This is a genomic window from Sulfuritalea sp. (assembly GCF_031426875.1).
In the GTDB taxonomy this organism is placed as follows: Bacteria; Pseudomonadota; Gammaproteobacteria; order Burkholderiales; family Rhodocyclaceae; genus Sulfuritalea.
The window spans coordinates 26702-42000 of the sequence record NZ_JASJPC010000001.1; the positions used below are offsets into that span (position 1 = coordinate 26702).

16 protein-coding genes are annotated in these 15299 nt (G+C 63.4%); 12 read left to right on the top strand and 4 right to left on the bottom strand.

From position 1 onward, the window contains the following. The first annotated feature begins 12 nt into the window (after nucleotides 1–12). The 7 genes from RMO95_RS00125 (at nucleotide 13) to cysM (ending at nucleotide 6040) form a co-directional block, all read left to right on the top strand. Nucleotides 13–297, top strand: coding sequence for an integration host factor subunit beta (locus RMO95_RS00125; protein ID WP_310448550.1), 285 nt, complete (start codon nucleotides 13–15; stop codon nucleotides 295–297). A gap of 68 nt (nucleotides 298–365) precedes the next feature. Beyond that, complete coding sequence (locus tag RMO95_RS00130) at nucleotides 366–608, top strand: LapA family protein (RefSeq protein ID WP_310448551.1); 243 nt, start codon at nucleotides 366–368, stop codon at nucleotides 606–608. Nucleotides 609–612: 4 nt separating this feature from the next. Next, nucleotides 613–1800, top strand: a complete 1188-nt coding sequence (gene lapB / locus RMO95_RS00135; protein ID WP_310448552.1) for a lipopolysaccharide assembly protein LapB — start codon at nucleotides 613–615, stop codon at nucleotides 1798–1800. Between the two features lie 9 nt (nucleotides 1801–1809). After that, the gene (locus RMO95_RS00140) at nucleotides 1810–3132 is read left to right on the top strand and encodes a UDP-glucose/GDP-mannose dehydrogenase family protein (protein WP_310448553.1); all 1323 of its coding nucleotides are present in this window, start codon (nucleotides 1810–1812) and stop codon (nucleotides 3130–3132) included. After that, nucleotides 3129–4064, top strand: coding sequence for a D-glycero-beta-D-manno-heptose-7-phosphate kinase (rfaE1, locus tag RMO95_RS00145; RefSeq protein ID WP_310448554.1), 936 nt, complete (start codon nucleotides 3129–3131; stop codon nucleotides 4062–4064). The genes RMO95_RS00140 and rfaE1 overlap by 4 nt, the downstream gene beginning before the upstream one ends. A 90-nt stretch (nucleotides 4065–4154) precedes the next feature. Then, nucleotides 4155–5141, top strand: a complete 987-nt coding sequence (gene rfaD / locus RMO95_RS00150; RefSeq protein WP_310448555.1) for an ADP-glyceromanno-heptose 6-epimerase — start codon at nucleotides 4155–4157, stop codon at nucleotides 5139–5141. Next, nucleotides 5138–6040, top strand: coding sequence for a cysteine synthase CysM (gene cysM, locus RMO95_RS00155; RefSeq protein WP_310448556.1), 903 nt, complete (start codon nucleotides 5138–5140; stop codon nucleotides 6038–6040). The genes rfaD and cysM overlap by 4 nt, the downstream gene beginning before the upstream one ends. Before the next feature lie 51 nt (nucleotides 6041–6091). On the opposite strand, the gene RMO95_RS00160 is transcribed toward cysM, so the two are convergent. Both RMO95_RS00160 and recQ read right to left on the bottom strand, forming a co-directional pair. Next, a complete protein-coding gene (locus RMO95_RS00160) occupies nucleotides 6092–7336 on the bottom strand; it encodes a nitronate monooxygenase (protein WP_310448557.1) in 1245 nt (414 codons plus the stop codon). Between the two features lie 151 nt (nucleotides 7337–7487). Further along, the gene (gene recQ, locus RMO95_RS00165; protein ID WP_310448558.1) at nucleotides 7488–9311 is read right to left on the bottom strand and encodes a DNA helicase RecQ; all 1824 of its coding nucleotides are present in this window, start codon (nucleotides 9309–9311) and stop codon (nucleotides 7488–7490) included. A gap of 110 nt (nucleotides 9312–9421) precedes the next feature. Here recQ and RMO95_RS00170 point away from each other — a divergent pair, with 110 nt between their 5' ends. Continuing rightward, nucleotides 9422–10252: an NYN domain-containing protein gene (locus RMO95_RS00170; protein ID WP_310448559.1), complete on the top strand. Its 831-nt coding sequence runs from the start codon at nucleotides 9422–9424 to the stop codon at nucleotides 10250–10252. An 8-nt stretch (nucleotides 10253–10260) separates the two neighbouring features. Further along, nucleotides 10261–11082, top strand: coding sequence for an SAM-dependent methyltransferase (locus tag RMO95_RS00175; RefSeq protein WP_310448560.1), 822 nt, complete (start codon nucleotides 10261–10263; stop codon nucleotides 11080–11082). A gap of 114 nt (nucleotides 11083–11196) precedes the next feature. On the opposite strand, the gene RMO95_RS00180 is transcribed toward RMO95_RS00175, so the two are convergent. Next, the gene (locus RMO95_RS00180; RefSeq protein WP_310448561.1) at nucleotides 11197–12378 is read right to left on the bottom strand and encodes a multidrug effflux MFS transporter; all 1182 of its coding nucleotides are present in this window, start codon (nucleotides 12376–12378) and stop codon (nucleotides 11197–11199) included. Between the two features lie 19 nt (nucleotides 12379–12397). Next, nucleotides 12398–12847, bottom strand: a complete 450-nt coding sequence (smpB, locus tag RMO95_RS00185; protein WP_310448562.1) for an SsrA-binding protein SmpB — start codon at nucleotides 12845–12847, stop codon at nucleotides 12398–12400. Between the two features lie 55 nt (nucleotides 12848–12902). On the opposite strand from smpB, the gene RMO95_RS00190 reads away from it, so the two are divergent. The 3 genes from RMO95_RS00190 (at nucleotide 12903) to guaB (ending at nucleotide 15234) form a co-directional block, all read left to right on the top strand. Further along, nucleotides 12903–13334 carry a type II toxin-antitoxin system RatA family toxin gene (locus RMO95_RS00190; RefSeq protein ID WP_310448641.1) on the top strand — a complete coding sequence of 144 codons (432 nt, stop codon included), beginning with the start codon at nucleotides 12903–12905 and terminating at the stop codon, nucleotides 13332–13334. Beyond that, on the top strand, nucleotides 13327–13644 hold the full coding sequence (locus RMO95_RS00195) for an RnfH family protein (protein WP_310448563.1): 318 nt from the start codon (nucleotides 13327–13329) through the stop codon (nucleotides 13642–13644). Before RMO95_RS00190 ends, RMO95_RS00195 begins: the two co-directional genes overlap by 8 nt. A 129-nt stretch (nucleotides 13645–13773) precedes the next feature. Next, the gene (gene guaB / locus RMO95_RS00200) at nucleotides 13774–15234 is read left to right on the top strand and encodes an IMP dehydrogenase (RefSeq protein WP_310448564.1); all 1461 of its coding nucleotides are present in this window, start codon (nucleotides 13774–13776) and stop codon (nucleotides 15232–15234) included. The last annotated feature ends 65 nt before the right edge of the window (nucleotides 15235–15299 follow it).

The window sequence follows — 15299 nt, forward strand, 5'->3', positions numbered from 1 at the left end:
CAATCCGACCTTATGACAAAATCGGAACTCATCGCCCGGCTGGCGGAGCGTTTTCCCCAGCTCGTGGCGAAGGATGCCGACTATGCCGTCAAGATGATGCTCGATGCCCTCACTGCGGCGCTGGTGCGCAGTGATCGCATCGAGATCCGCGGCTTCGGCAGCTTTGCGCTGAACTATCGGCCACCGCGTGTAGGTCGCAATCCGAAGTCGGGCGACAAGGTGCAGGTACCTGAAAAGTACGTGCCCCATTTCAAGGCCGGCAAGGAACTGCGGGAACGGGTCGATTATCGGCCATGAGCCGCGCAGCTTGCATCAGAGCGGCACCCTAGTCAGGGTGCCGTTTTGCTGACCTTCAGAATTCTATTGTGACCACCCTGCTCAAGCTTCTTGTCTGGCTGTTGCGTATCGTGGTCTTCGTCGGCCTGTTCGGACTGGCGATCAAGAACAGCGGCCCGATGGAACTGCGCTTCTTTCTCGAACAGTCCTGGACCGCGCCGATCTCGCTGGTGATCCTCACGGTATTCGCCATAGGCGTGGCGGTCGGGCTGACCGCGGCGCTGGGCGTATTCCTGCGCCCCGACCGCACTTCCTCGCGCGAGCCGCATTAGCCCCATGGAAATCGAACTCTGGTGGCTGCTGGTTCTGCCAGCTTTTTTCGTTCTCGGCTGGGTCGCGGCGCGCATCGATATCAGGCAGCTCCTGAAGGAATCGCGCGCCCTGCCGCGATCCTATTTCAAGGGCCTGAATTTCCTGCTCAACGAACAGCCGGACCAGGCCATCGAGGCCTTCATCGAGGCGGCGCGCGTCGATCCGGAAACCATAGAACTGCATTTCGCGCTGGGCAACCTGTTTCGCCGCCGCGGCGAGACCGACCGCGCCATCCGCGTGCATCAGAACCTCATCGAACGCGATGGCTTGTCGGCAGCCCAGCGCCTGCATGCGCTATCGGAACTCGGCCAGGACTATCTCAAGGCCGGCCTGCTGGACCGCGCCGAGGACATCTTCGTCAAATTGCGCGGCACTGACCGCGACGAGGAAGCGCTGAAGAACCTGCTGGAAATCTACCAGCAGGAAAAGGAATGGGCCAAGGCGATCGCCATTTGCGATGCCATGCCCAACCATTCCGATCATCTCTGGCATAAGGAAATCGCCGAGTTTCGTTGCGAGATGGCCGCCAACGAAATGCTTCACGATCGTCACGACGAAGCGCGCCGGCTGCTCGACGAGGCGCTGGCCGCCAACCGCAAATGCGTGCGCGCCACCTTGCTGCTGGGAGACCTGGCGGCAAAAGTTGACGCTGGTCGAGGTGACGTAAACGAGGCGATCGACCACTGGAAGCGCATCGAGCAGCAGAATCCGGTGTATCTCGCGCTGGCCGCGGAAAAGCTCATGACCGCCCACATCCAGGCCGGGCGCCGCGAACAGGGCGTGCAGCTCCTGCGCGGCTGGCTGGAACGTCATCCCTCGCTCGATCTGCTCGACGCGGTATTTCGCGCGACGCTCGACAACGACGGCGCCGAAGTCGCCTATACGCTGGTGCGCGACGAGTTGCGGCGCAATCCGACGCTGCTCGGACTCGACAAGCTGCTCGAGGCGCAAATCCTGGTGGTGCCGCCCGAGCGCCGCCCCGACCTCGAACTGATCAAGAACCTGATCCACAATCACACCCGCCGCGTCGCGCGCTATCGTTGCGACGCCTGCGGTTTCAAGGCGCGGCAGTTCTACTGGCGCTGCCCCGGCTGCGGCGGCTGGGAAACCTACCCGCCCCGGCGCACCGAAGAATTCGATATTACCTTGTAGAGGAACTCCATGAAGATCACCGTCATCGGCACCGGTTACGTCGGCCTGGTCTCCGGCACCTGCCTGGCAGACGTAGGCAACGACGTGCTCTGCCTCGATCTCGATGCGGCGAAAATCCGCACCCTCAACGAAGGCGGCATTCCGATTTACGAACCCGGCCTGGAGGCCATGGTGAGGAAGAACGAAGCGGCCGGGCGCCTGCGGTTCACCACCGACATCGAGGCCGCGGTCGCCCACGGCGTGCTGCAGTTCATTGCCGTCGGCACGCCGCCCGACGAGGACGGGTCCGCCGACCTGCAATACGTGGTTGCGGCCGCGGGCAATGTCGGACGCTACATGGACGGCTACAAGGTCGTGGTGGACAAGTCCACGGTTCCGGTGGGTACTGCCGACAAGGTACGCGCGGCGATCGCCGAAGAGCTCGACGGGCGTGGCGCCAAGATTGACTTCAGCGTGGTCTCCAATCCAGAGTTCCTCAAGGAAGGTGCGGCGGTCGACGACTTCATGAAGCCTGACCGCATTGTCGTCGGCGCCGACGACGAGCGGGCGATAGCCCTGATGCGGGAGCTTTACGCCCCATTCCAGCGCAATCATGAACGCCTGATCCTGATGGACGTGAAGAGCGCCGAGCTGACCAAATACGCGGCCAACGCCATGCTGGCGACCCGCATCAGCTTCATGAACGAACTCGCCAACCTGGCCGAAAAGCTCGGTGCCGACATCGAGCTGGTCAGGAAGGGCATCGGCTCCGATCCGCGCATCGGTTTCCATTTCCTGTATCCGGGAGTCGGCTACGGCGGTTCCTGCTTTCCCAAGGACGTGCAGGCCCTGATTCGCACCGCGCAGGATGCCGGACAGGAGTTGCAGGTGCTGCAGGCGGTCGAGGCGGCCAACCAGGTGCAGAAGGGCGTGCTGGGGCACAAGATCACCGCGCGCCTGGGCAAGGATCTCGACGGCAAGACTTTCGCCCTCTGGGGCCTGGCCTTCAAGCCCAATACCGACGACATGCGCGAGGCGCCGAGCCTGGTGCTGATCGAGGAATTGCTGGCACGCGGCGCAGCGATCCAGGCCTACGATCCGGTGGCCGCGCATGAGGCTCGGCGCATCCTCGGCGAGAATCCGCGCATCCGCTATGCCGCGTCGCCGATGGAAGCGCTCGACGGCGCCGATGCACTGGCCATCGTCACCGAGTGGAAGGAATTCCGCAGCCCGGACTTTGCGGCGATCAAGGCCAAGCTGAAGACGCCGGTGATTTTCGATGGCCGCAATCTCTACGATCCGGCGACGCCGCGCAAGGCCGGGCTGGAATACTTCGCGATCGGCCGCCTGTGAACTTGGTTCCTGACACTTCCAACACCCGCATCCTGGTGGTCGGCGATGTGATGCTGGACCGCTACTGGTTCGGCGAGGTGTCGCGCATATCGCCGGAAGCGCCGGTGCCGGTGGTCAAGGTCGAGCGCGTTGAAGAGCGCCCGGGAGGCGCCGCCAACGTGGCGCGCAACTGCGCCGCCCTGGGCGCGCGCGTGGCCTTGCTCTCGGTGGTCGGTGCCGACGAGGCGGGCCTGAGCCTGGCGCGGCTGATGAATGATTCCGGCATCGAATGCAGCCTGCACGAGGACGCCAAGCTCAGCACCACGGTCAAGCTGCGCGTGATCGGCCGCCAGCAGCAGTTGCTGCGCATCGATTTCGAGAACTCTCCGGATCACGAAGTGCTGCAGGCCAAACTGGCGGATTTTGAGTCGCGCCTGGCCGACTGCGACGTGGTGATCCTGTCCGATTACGGCAAGGGCGGTCTCGCCCACATCACGGAAATGATTGCCCTGGCCCGCGCCGCCGACAAGCAGGTGCTGGTCGATCCGAAGGGCGAGGACTACGCCCGTTATGCCGGCGCCACACTGCTGACGCCGAATCGGTCCGAGATGCGCCAGGTCGTCGGGCGCTGGAAAGACGATGCCGAACTTGAACGCAAAGCCATGCGTCTGCGCGAGGAATTGCAGCTGGAAGCCTTGCTGGTGACCCGCAGCGAGGAAGGCATGACGCTGTTTTCGGCCGGTGCTGTGGCCCATGAGGCCGCCGTGGCGCGCGAGGTCTATGATGTCAGTGGCGCCGGAGACACGGTGATTGCGACGCTGGCGGTGATGCTGGGCAGCGGCCTGTCCCTGCCGCAGTCCATGCGTCAGGCCAATCTCGCCGCAGGCATCGTGGTCGGCAAATTGGGCACGGCGACGTGCAGTCTTCAGGAGCTGAAGACTGCACGTCCATAGAGGCGCCATCCCCCCAGCCCCCTTCCCGGGGAAGGGGGTGACTAAGAAGGAGCGGGCTTTGCCCGCTCAATATGGAAGGATGAGGAACTTATGTACTACGTAGTCACCGGCGCCTGCGGCTTCATCGGCGCAAACCTGGTCAAGGCGCTCAACGAGCGTGGCGTCACCGACATCATCGCGGTCGACAACCTGACCCGCGCCGACAAGTTTCTCAACCTCACCGACTGCGAGATCGCCGACTACCTCGACAAGCGCGAGTTCCTCGAACTGGTGGAGAACGGCCAGCTCGACGGCGGCGTCGAGGCCATCCTGCACGAAGGTGCGTGCTCGGACACCATGGAAACCGATGGCCGCTACATGATGGCCAACAATTACCGCTTCTCGCTGTCCCTGCTGGATTTCTGCACCGAGCAGGAGATGCCGCTGCTGTATGCGTCCTCGGCCTCGGTCTATGGCGGTGGTGGCGTATTCCGCGAGGAACGCGAGTTCGAGGCGCCGCTCAATGTCTATGGCTATTCGAAATTTCTCTTCGACCAGGTGGTACGTCGCCGCCTCGCCAACGCCGACTCCCAGGTGGCCGGCTTCCGCTATTTCAACGTTTATGGCCCACGCGAACAGCATAAGGGACGCATGGCCTCGGTGGCCTTCCATCACTTCAACCAGTACCGGGCCGAGGGCAAGGTCAAGCTGTTCGAGGGCTATGGCGGCTATGGCAACGGCGAGCAGCGGCGCGATTTCGTCTATGTCGGGGACGTGGTCAAGGTCAACATGGATTTCCTCGAAAGCCGGGCATCGGGCATTTTCAATCTCGGCACCGGCCGCGCGCAGAGCTTCAACGAGCTTGCCGCCGCAACGGTGAATGCCTGCCGCGCGCTGGAAGGCAAGCCGGCTCAGTCGGTGGCCGAACTGGTGGCGCAGGGCATCATCGAATACATTCCCTTTCCGGATGCGTTGAAAGGCAAGTACCAGAGCTTTACCGAGGCCGATCTTGGGCAATTGCGCGCAGCCGGCTATCAGGAAACCTTCGCCACCGTCGAAGACGGCGTGGCCGACTATGTGAAATGGCTCGCGAAATGAAATACAGATCGCTCGAAGATTTCGTCGGCAACACCCCGCTGGTGCAGCTCAAGCGCCTGCCCGGCGCGGAGAACGCCCGGCGCAACAACGTGATCCTGGCCAAGCTGGAGGGCAACAATCCGGCCGGTTCGGTCAAGGACAGGCCGGCGCTGTCGATGATCACCCACGCCGAGGCACGCGGCCGCATCAAACCGGGCGACACCTTGATCGAGGCCACCTCGGGCAACACCGGGATCGCGCTGGCGATGGCCGCCGCGATGCGCGGCTACCGCATGATCCTGATCATGCCGGAGAACCAGAGCGTCGAACGTTGCCAGACCATGCGCGCCTTCGGCGCCGAACTGGTTCTGACGCCCAAGGCCGGTGGCATGGAAGCGGCGCGCGATCTGGCCGAGAAAATGGTCGCCGATGGCAAGGGCATCGTGCTCGACCAGTTTGCCAATGCGGACAATCCGCTGGCGCACTACGAAGGCACCGGGCCGGAAATCTGGCGCGACACCGAAGGCAGCATCACCCACTTCGTTTCCAGCATGGGCACCACCGGCACCATCATGGGCTGCTCGCGCTATTTCAAGGAAATGAATCCGGCGATCCGCATCATCGGTTGCCAGCCCGAGGAAGGTTCGCAGATTCCCGGCATCCGCAAGTGGCCGGAAGCCTATTTGCCGAAAATCTACGACGGCTCGCGCGTCGATCAGGTCGAAAACGTGAGCCAGGGGCAGGCCGAGGAAATGACGCGCCGGCTGGCGCGCGAGGAGGGCATCTTCGCTGGGATTTCATCCGGTGGCTCGCTGGCGGTCGCCTTGCGCATTGCGAGTCAGGTGGAGAACGCGGTGATCGTCAGCATCGTCTGCGACCGCGGCGACCGCTATCTGTCGACCGGGGTTTTCCCGGCCTAAATCGCGCAGAAAACGTAGCGAGCGCCGCCCCGGCCCACGGCGCAGCAGATTTCAATCAGGCAGCGCGACCTTGTTTTCGGTGCTGAACTGGTAGTCGTGGAAGATATGCTCGGCCGACAACAAACGATAGCTGCCGTCCTCGTTGCGCCGCGTGGTGTCCTTCAGGCGGTAGGTATAGTGACCACAGGTCCAGCACTCGAAGTTGCGCATATGGGTGCACAAGCAGGTCTTGTCCATCACCTTGATCTTCTTCGCACCCGGATGCAGCGCGACTTCGCGGTTGTAGGCCTCGATGTACTGACAACTGCCTGCGGAATCCAGCAGATAGCCGAAAGCCTCGCAGTTGGGACGAATGCCCGAGCCGATCGCCGGGCTGTTCTTCAGCATGCGCATTGGATAGCCGGTCGGTGAAATCGTATTCACCTCGATGTCCGTCTCGCTGGCCTTGAAATATTCCTGCTGCACATCTTCGGGCAGGCCGCATTCATTGGACACGGTGAAGCGGGTGGCGACCTGCACGGCGGCGGCGCCCATTTCCATGAAGGCGACGGCATCCGAGCCGGTGAAAATGCCGCCCGCCGGAATCAACGGGATGTCGAGATGTTCGGCCTTCATCCAGTCGCGGATTTCGATCACGATGCTGGCCAGGTCGTATTTCGCCCAATCCATGCCGAAGCCCAGGTGCCCGCCGGCCAGCGGTCCTTCGATCACGACATAGTCCGGCAGGCGGCCTGTGCGCGCGCTTTTCTTCAGGAACAGCTGCAGGGCGCGCAGCGACGAAACGATGATGCCGAGCTTGACGTCGCGGAAGCGCGGATGATCCTCAATCAGCGCGAATGAGCCCAGGTGCAGTCCTGCCGCCAGGGTGATGCCGTCGATGCCCGAATCCAGTGCCGCCTTGAGCCGCGCACGGAGGGTTTCCCGAGGCGCGTTCATGGTCAGCTTTTCCATGCAGTTGATGAAGATCAGGCCATCGCCGCGTTTGGCCTCCATGGTGCGCCCGACATGCAGGGCCGTGGCTTCCACCAGCAGGCCGAGGTCGAACTGCACCACGGCTTTCTCGGTATTGGCGACGTTGAACTTGTACTGCCTGAGCTTGTTCTTGACGTACTTGGTATTGAAGCGACGATCCGAAACCGTCGGCACCATGGCGTCGGAAATGTGGCCGATGCCGCCCAAGCGAGCCGCCTCAAGGGCAAGTTCGGCGGTCGAAATGTCGACACCCATGCCGCCGACCACGATCGGCACCAGTTCCTGCTTGCCCAGCCGCAGGCGGAAATCATCGACGCGCTTCATTGAAAGCTTTTCCATTGTTTAGTTACGGCCGCTACGCTTAACGCCGATGAAGCCGGCGTTAGTCTCCACCGAAACTTCGTTTTCGCAGCCCGACATTATCGCCTGTAGGCACGCCAATCTGGTGCCATTCGGGCGGAAAAATCTTTGTGCCTCAAGCCATCAACCGCAACAGGGCCTCTCCGTAACGGTCGACTTTGGCCTGGCCGATGCCGGGCACGCCGAGCAGTTCCTCCGGGCCTGCCGGCCGGCGCGCCGCCAGTTCGCGCAGGGTCTTGTCGTGCAGGATGACGTAGGCCGGCACACCCTGCTCGCGCGCCAGATCGGCGCGCCAGGCGCGCAGGGCGTCGAACAGGGGAAGGTCGGCGGCAGCGACGGCGATTTCCGTGCCGGATCGCCGTCCCGCCAGCGCCAACTCTTGCGGCCGCCTGGATTTGCCGCGCACGCGCGCCGCCGGTTTGCGCAGCGCCAGCGCGGTCTCGCCTTTCAGCACCGGACGCGCCGCATCCATCAGGCGCAAGGCGCCGAAGGCCTGGGCATCGGCGTGCAGCAGGCCGCCCGCCAGCAGTTGGCGGAACACCGAGCGCCAGCCGGCATCGTCGAGCTCGGCACCGGCACCGAAGGTCGGCAGATTTTCATGGCCGAACTGCTGCACTTTTTCGGTGGCCTTGCCGCGCAGGATGTCGATCAGGTGTCCGGCACCGAAGCGCTGGCCGGTACGCAGCGCCGCCGACATGGCTTTTTGCGCGGCGACCGTGCCGTCCCAGAGTTCCGGCGGTTCGAGGCAGGTGTCGCAGTTGCCGCAAGCGCCGGCTTCCTCGCTGAAATACCTGAGCAGCAGCGCGCGCCGGCAGGCGACGGTTTCGCACCAGGCCAGCAGGGCGTCGAGCTTGCTGCGCTCGACCCGTTTCTGTTCATCGCCGGCCACCGATTCCTCGATGCGCATGCGGTGGATCACCACGTCGTTGAGCCCGTAAGTCATCCAGGCTTCGGCGGGTTCGCCGTCGCGGCCGGCGCGCCCGGTTTCCTGGTAATAGGCTTCGAGGCTCTTGGGCAGGTCGAGATGGGCGACGAAACGCACGTCGGGCTTGTCGATGCCCATGCCGAAGGCGATGGTCGCCACCATGACGATGCCGTCTTCGCGCAGGAAGCGCTGCTGGTGGCGCTGACGCACGGCGGCATCGAGACCGGCGTGGTAGGGCAGGGCGCTGATGCCCTGTTCATTGAGCCAGACCGCGGTCTCGTCCACTTTCTTGCGCGACAGGCAATACACGATGCCGGCGGCGCCCCGGTAGCCGGCGAGAAAATCGACCAGCTGGCGGCGCGGATTGTCCCGTTCGACGACGGTGTAGCGGATGTTGGGCCGGTCGAAGCTGGAAATGAAAACGCGCGCCGCATCGAGGCCGAGCCGGGCGATGATTTCCTGCTGCGTCAACTGGTCGGCGGTCGCGGTCAGCGCGATGCGCGGCACCGTCGGGTAGCGCCGGTGCAGGGCCGAAAGCTGGATGTACTCCGGACGGAAATCGTGGCCCCATTGCGAAACGCAGTGCGCTTCGTCGATGGCGAACAGGGCCAGGCGCTCCCTGTCGAGCAGATGATCCATGAGGCCGAGAAAGCGCTCGGTCAGCAGGCGCTCGGGCGCGACATAGATCAGGTCGAGTTCATCGGTGCGCAGGCGCCGCTCGATTTCGGACGCCGTCGCAAAATCCTGCGAGGAGTTGAGGAAAGCCGCGCGCACCCCGGCCTGCAGCAGGGCATCCACCTGGTCCTGCATCAGCGCGATCAGCGGCGAGACCACCACGCCGACGCCGGGCCGGAGCATGGCCGGAATCTGGTAGCACAGCGACTTGCCACCTCCGGTCGGCATCAGCACCAGCGCGTCGCCGCCGCCGATCATGTGCTCGATGATCTCGGCCTGCGGTCCGCGGAACGAGGGGTAGCCGAAGACGCGGCGCAATGTGTCGAGAGGGTCAGCCATGCAGAAAAAACGGTGATGAGCGGGGCGTGCATTATGCCCGCTCACCCTGCTTACGGGAAATCGCTGCCGCGACGCTGATATCATCGAAGCCTATCCACTGGAGCCCGATCATGGCCGGAAATCCCGAAATCACCAGCATGGCGCTGTTCTGCGACTTCGAGAACGTCGCACTGGGCGTGCGCGACGCCAAGTACGCGCAGTTCGACATCAAGAAGGTGCTCGAACGTCTGCTGCTCAAGGGCAGCATCGTGGTCAAGAAGGCCTATTGCGACTGGGCGCGCTACAAGGAGTTCAAGGCGCCGATGCACGAGGCGGCCTTCGAGCTGATCGAGATTCCCCATGTGCGCCAGTCGGGCAAGAACTCGGCCGACATCCGCATGGTGGTCGATGCCCTCGACCTCTGCTATACCAAGTCGCATGTCGATACCTTCGTCATCATCAGCGGCGACTCGGATTTTTCGCCGCTGGTGTCCAAGCTGCGCGAGAACAACAAGCGCGTGATCGGCGTCGGCGTCAAGGCGGCGACTTCCGACCTGCTCGCCGCCAACTGCGACGAATTCATTTTCTACGACGACCTGGTGCGCGAACTGCCGGCCAAGAAGCAGCGCAGCGAACGCAAGGCTGCGGCCAAGCCTGCCGCCAGCACGGCCGCCAAGCCGAAGAGCGAGGAAAAGACCGAAGACCGCAGGCGGCAGGAGGCCATCGACCTGGTGGTCGAAACCGTCGAGGCTCTGGTCACCGAGCGCGGCGAGGACGAGAAAATCTGGGGTTCGATGGTCAAGCAGACGCTCAAGCGGCGCAAGCCCGGCTTCAGCGAGTCCTACTACGGTTACCGCTCTTTCGGCGAACTGCTGGAAGACGCCATGAAGCACAAGCTGCTGGTGCTGGAGCGCGACGAGAAGTCCGGCCAGCACATCATTCGCCTGCCCGCCGAAGACTGAGTTTGAGTTTGAAAAGCATCCCCGAAATCAGGCCTGGGCAGTCGCTCGAACTGCTCAAGGAACTGCACATCCTGACCCGCGACGGCAAGCTAAACCAGGACAGCCGGCGCAAGCTCAAGCAGGTCTATCACCTCTACCAGTTCATCGAGCCGCTGCTGGCCGAAGTCATGGCCGCGCGCGGCGACCTGACGCTGGTCGATCACGGTGCGGGCAAGTCCTACCTCGGCTTCATCCTCTACGACCTGTTCCTCAAGGGCCGCGACCACGGGCAGGTCTTCGGCATCGAGACCCGCACGGAACTCGTCGAGAAATCCCGCGAACTGGCGCAGCGCCTGGGCTTCGCCCGCATGTCCCTGCTCAACCTGTCGGTCGAGGATTCGATCGGGTCGGCACAGCTACCGCCGCAGGTCGACATCGTCACCGCCCTGCATGCCTGCGACACGGCAACCGACGACGCGATCCGCTTTGCCCTGCACCAAGAGGCACAGTTCATCGTGCTGGTGCCTTGCTGCCAGGCTGAAGTAGCGGCCGTGCTGCGAAGACACAAGAGCGAATCGCTGGCACAGACGCCGTTGGCCGAAATCTGGCGCCATCCGCTCCACACCCGTGAATTCGGCAGCCAGATCACCAACGTGCTGCGCTGCCTATTGCTCGAAGCGCATGGCTACCAGTTGACTGTTACCGAACTGGTGGGCTGGGAGCATTCGATGAAGAACGAACTGATCATTGCCCGCCGTAGCAGTACGCCGCGCGGCAATGCGCGCGAGCGCATCGAGCGGATATTGCAGGCGCTGAATCTCAAGGACCTGGAACCCCGTTTCCTCTACTGATGACGGGCTTGAAAGTCGGCGCTGATGAAGCCCCTGCGCAGCAGGGCGGCCGAGCAAACTACGCTCTCCTCGCCGCTGCGGATGGCGACACGCCGACAGCGGGCTGGCGGAATGCTATGCCGCCTTGCCGTAGCGCGCCAGCAGCCGGGTCGACGTGAACAGCATGACGCCGACCGCGGCGCTGATCGAGGCCAGCGGCAGCAGCGAGCCGTCGTGACTGGCGCCGACCCACATGCCGGTGAAGAATGCACCCAACATGGAGATGAAGCCGAACAGGCCCGCTGCGGCACCGGCTTTTTCCGGGAACGGGGCGAGCGAGCCGGACTGGGTACAGGGAAAGTTGATGCCGTGCGCCGTCATGACGACAAACTGTGCGCCCACTACCAGCGCAACATGATGGACGTCGCCGAGCACCAGGGCGAGGAAGACCAGGCTGCCGACCAGACCGATCGTAGTACCCAGCAGCAGCGCGCCTTGCAGGCCGATTCGGCCGAGCAGGCGGCGGCACAGCAAGGTGCCGCCCAGATAACCGAAAACGCCGACGGCAAAGTAATAGCCATAGTGTGAAATCGGCACGCCGAGTACCTTGATCAGCACAAAGGGGGTGCCGGAAATGAAGGCGAAGATGGAGGCGTACGAAAGCGCCCCAGGCAGGGCGTAGGACCAGAATTCGGGAGCGCGGGCGACATCGAGGTAGCTGCGTCCGAGACTGCCCAGACGCATTGCGCCGGGGTTGGGCTGGTTATTCGACTCCTTCATGCGACGCAAAGCGGCGATCCAGACGGCGAGGCCGGCCAAGGCCAGGGCAACGAAGGCGGCACGCCAGCCGAAAGCGACTTGCAGGTAGCCGCCGAGTATTGGTCCCAGGATGGGCGCCAGCGCCAGCAGGGAACTGGCCCTGGCCAGCACCCGGGCACCTTCGGCCGGCGAATAGGCGTCGCGAATGATCGCCCGGGCCACCACCACGCCCGTACAGCAGCCGATCGCCTGGGCAAATCGTGCCGCGATCAGCCAGCTCAGGCCCGGCGCCAGGGCACAGGCGACGCTGGCGAGCAGGTAGAGCGTCAAGCCGCCGATCAGCACCGGGCGTCTGCCGTAGCGATCGGACAGGGGACCGCTGACGAGTTGCGCCGAGCCGAAGCCGATCACGAACAGCGACAGGGTGTGCTGCACGGCCGCCGGATTGACACCGAAGTCGGTGGCCATGCTTGGTAGCGAAGCCAGGTAGAGGTCGGTGGACAAGGGCTGCAGCATCAGGCAGCCGGTGACCAGCCAGAGCAGGGTGGTGGGCGTCATCTTGGCCTGGCGTGGCCGATCAGCCGCGCCGGTCGCGCATCACGCGCGCCTTCTCCCGCACCCAGTCGCGGTCCTTCTCGGCATCGCGCTTGTCGTGCTGTTTCTTGCCCTTGGCCAAGCCGACCGACAGCTTGACGCGGCCCTTGCTGTAATGCAGGTCGAGCGGCACCAGGGTGTAGCCGGCGCGCTCGACCTTGCCTATCAGCTTGCTGATCTCGGTGGCATGCAGCAGCAGCTTGCGCGTGCGCACCGGATCGGGATGGACATGGGTCGAGGCGGAAAGCAGCGGCGTGATGTGGGCGCCGATCAGGAACACCTCGCCGCGCTTGAGCACCACGTAGGCTTCCTTGATCTGCGCCCGGCCGGCGCGAATCGCTTTCACTTCCCAGCCCTCGAGCACCAATCCGGCCTCGTAGCGCTCTTCGATGAAGTAATCGTGGAATGCCTTCTTGTTGTCGGCGATGCTCATGAAGTGGCGCGATAAAATGCGGCATTCTACTTCACCCCGTCTACCCGGCTTTGCGATGGCTCTGGTCGAAAAATCCGTACTTATCGAACGCACGCCGGCGCAGATGTTCGCCCTCGTCGATCGCGTCGAGGATTACCCCCAGTTCCTGCCCTGGTGCGGCGGCACAGAACTGCACGAGCGGACGGCGGCGCACACCGCGGCGACCATACGAATCAATTACCATGGCCTCAAATCGCACTTTTCGACCGAGAACACCAAGGAAGAACCGCGTCAGATGGACATACGATTGACCGATGGGCCGTTCGCCCAAATGGACGGACATTGGCGCTTTACACCGCTGGGCGAGACCGCCTGCAAGGTAGAATTCCGCCTGCACTACGAATTTTCCAGCCACCTGCTGGAAAAAGTACTCGGCCCCGTGTTCAATCACATCGCCGATACCTTCGTTGATTCCTTCGTCAAAAGGGCGCAGAAAGTCTATGGCTGAAACCATCCATGTCGAAGTTGTCTATGCCCGGCCGGACCGCCAGGAAGTCGCCAGTGTCACCTTGCCCGCCGGCAGCACGGCAGGGCAGGCGATCGAAGCTTCGGGCCTGCTGGCCCGATATCCCGAAATCGACCTGACCAAGAACAAGCTCGGCATCTACGCCAAGCTGGCCAAAGCCGATACGGCCTTGCGCGACCGCGACCGCGTGGAAATCTACCGTCCGCTGATCGCCGATCCCAAGGAAGTGCGCAAACAGCGCGCGGCGGAAGGCAAGGCCATGAAAAAAGGCGGCGGCGAAGCAGATGCCTGAGAAAGTTATGTCTCCGGCTCTGCCGGAGACGGTATCCCTTGCGGACGGCGCTGGCACCACTGTACGCTGCGGCAAAGAGGGAAAGGTGCTCTCGCGTATAATGCCGCTTTGGAATCAAGGAAAATAATTATGCGACTGCTCCAGAAGGCGCTGACGTTTGACGACGTCCTCCTGGTACCCGCCCACTCGGCGATCCTCCCCCGCGACGTCAGCCTTGCCACCCGTCTTACCCGCAAGATCCAGTTGAACCTGCCTCTGCTGTCCGCCGCCATGGACACGGTGACCGAAGCGCGCTTGGCCATCGCCTTGGCCCAGGAAGGCGGTATCGGCATTGTGCACAAGAACCTGAATCCCAAGGCCCAGGCGGCCGAAGTGGCCAAGGTCAAGCGTTTCGAGTCCGGCGTACTGAAGGACCCGATTACCGTTCCGCCGACCATGACCGTGCGCGAAGTGCTGGCGTTAACGCGCACCCACCGGATTTCCGGCTTGCCGGTGGTGGATAACGGCGTCGTTGTCGGCATCGTCACCAATCGCGACACGCGCTTCGAGACCAATCTCGACCAGGCGGTGCGCGCCATCATGACACCGCGCGAGCGCCTGATCACGGTCAGCGAAGGCAGTTCGGCCGAGGAAGCCAAGGCCTTGATGCACAAGCATCGCCTGGAGCGCGTGCTGGTGGTCAATGCCGCATTCCAGTTGCGCGGCCTGGTCACCGTCAAGGACATCCTCAAGTCCAGCGAACATCCGTTTGCCTGCAAGGACGAGCAGGGACATCTGCGCGTCGGTGCGGCCGTCGGCGTCGGCGAAGGCACCGAAGAGCGCGTCGAACTGCTGGCCGAAGCCGGCGTCGATGTGATCGTGGTCGATACCGCCCACGGCCATTCCGAAGGCGTGCTCAAGCGCGTGCAGTGGGTCAAGAAGAACTTCCCGCAGGTCGAAGTGATCGGCGGCAACATCGCCACGGCAAATGCCGCCAAGGCGCTGGTCGATCACGGTGCCGATGGGGTCAAGGTGGGCATCGGCCCCGGTTCGATCTGCACCACGCGTATCGTCGCCGGTGTCGGCGTGCCGCAGATCACCGCAGTCGATATGGTCGCCAATGCGCTCGCTGCCAGCGGCATCCCCCTGGTGGCCGATGGCGGCATCCGTTACTCGGGCGATATCTCGAAGGCCATCGCCGCCGGCGCCAATGCCGTGATGCTGGGTGGCCTGTTCGCCGGCACCGAGGAAGCGCCGGGCGAAACAGTGCTCTACCAGGGACGCTCCTACAAGGCCTATCGCGGCATGGGCAGTCTCGGCGCCATGAAGGACGGCGCCGCGGATCGCTATTTCCAGGATTCCGACGCGAATGTCGAGAAGCTGGTGCCGGAAGGCATCGAAGGCCGCGTTCCCTACAAGGGCCCGGTCACCGCCGTGATTCACCAGTTGATGGGCGGCTTGCGTTCATCGATGGGCTATGTCGGTTGCGCCACGATCGACGACATGCGCGCAAAGGCCGAGTTTGTCGAAATCACTTCAGCCGGCATCCGGGAATCGCATGTGCATGACGTGCAGATCACCAAGGAAGCACCGAACTACCATATCGATTGATGTTTCTTGTCCGGAAAAGGCGGCTGCGGCCGCCTTTTTAGTTTCGGCCGCTACGCTTAACGTCA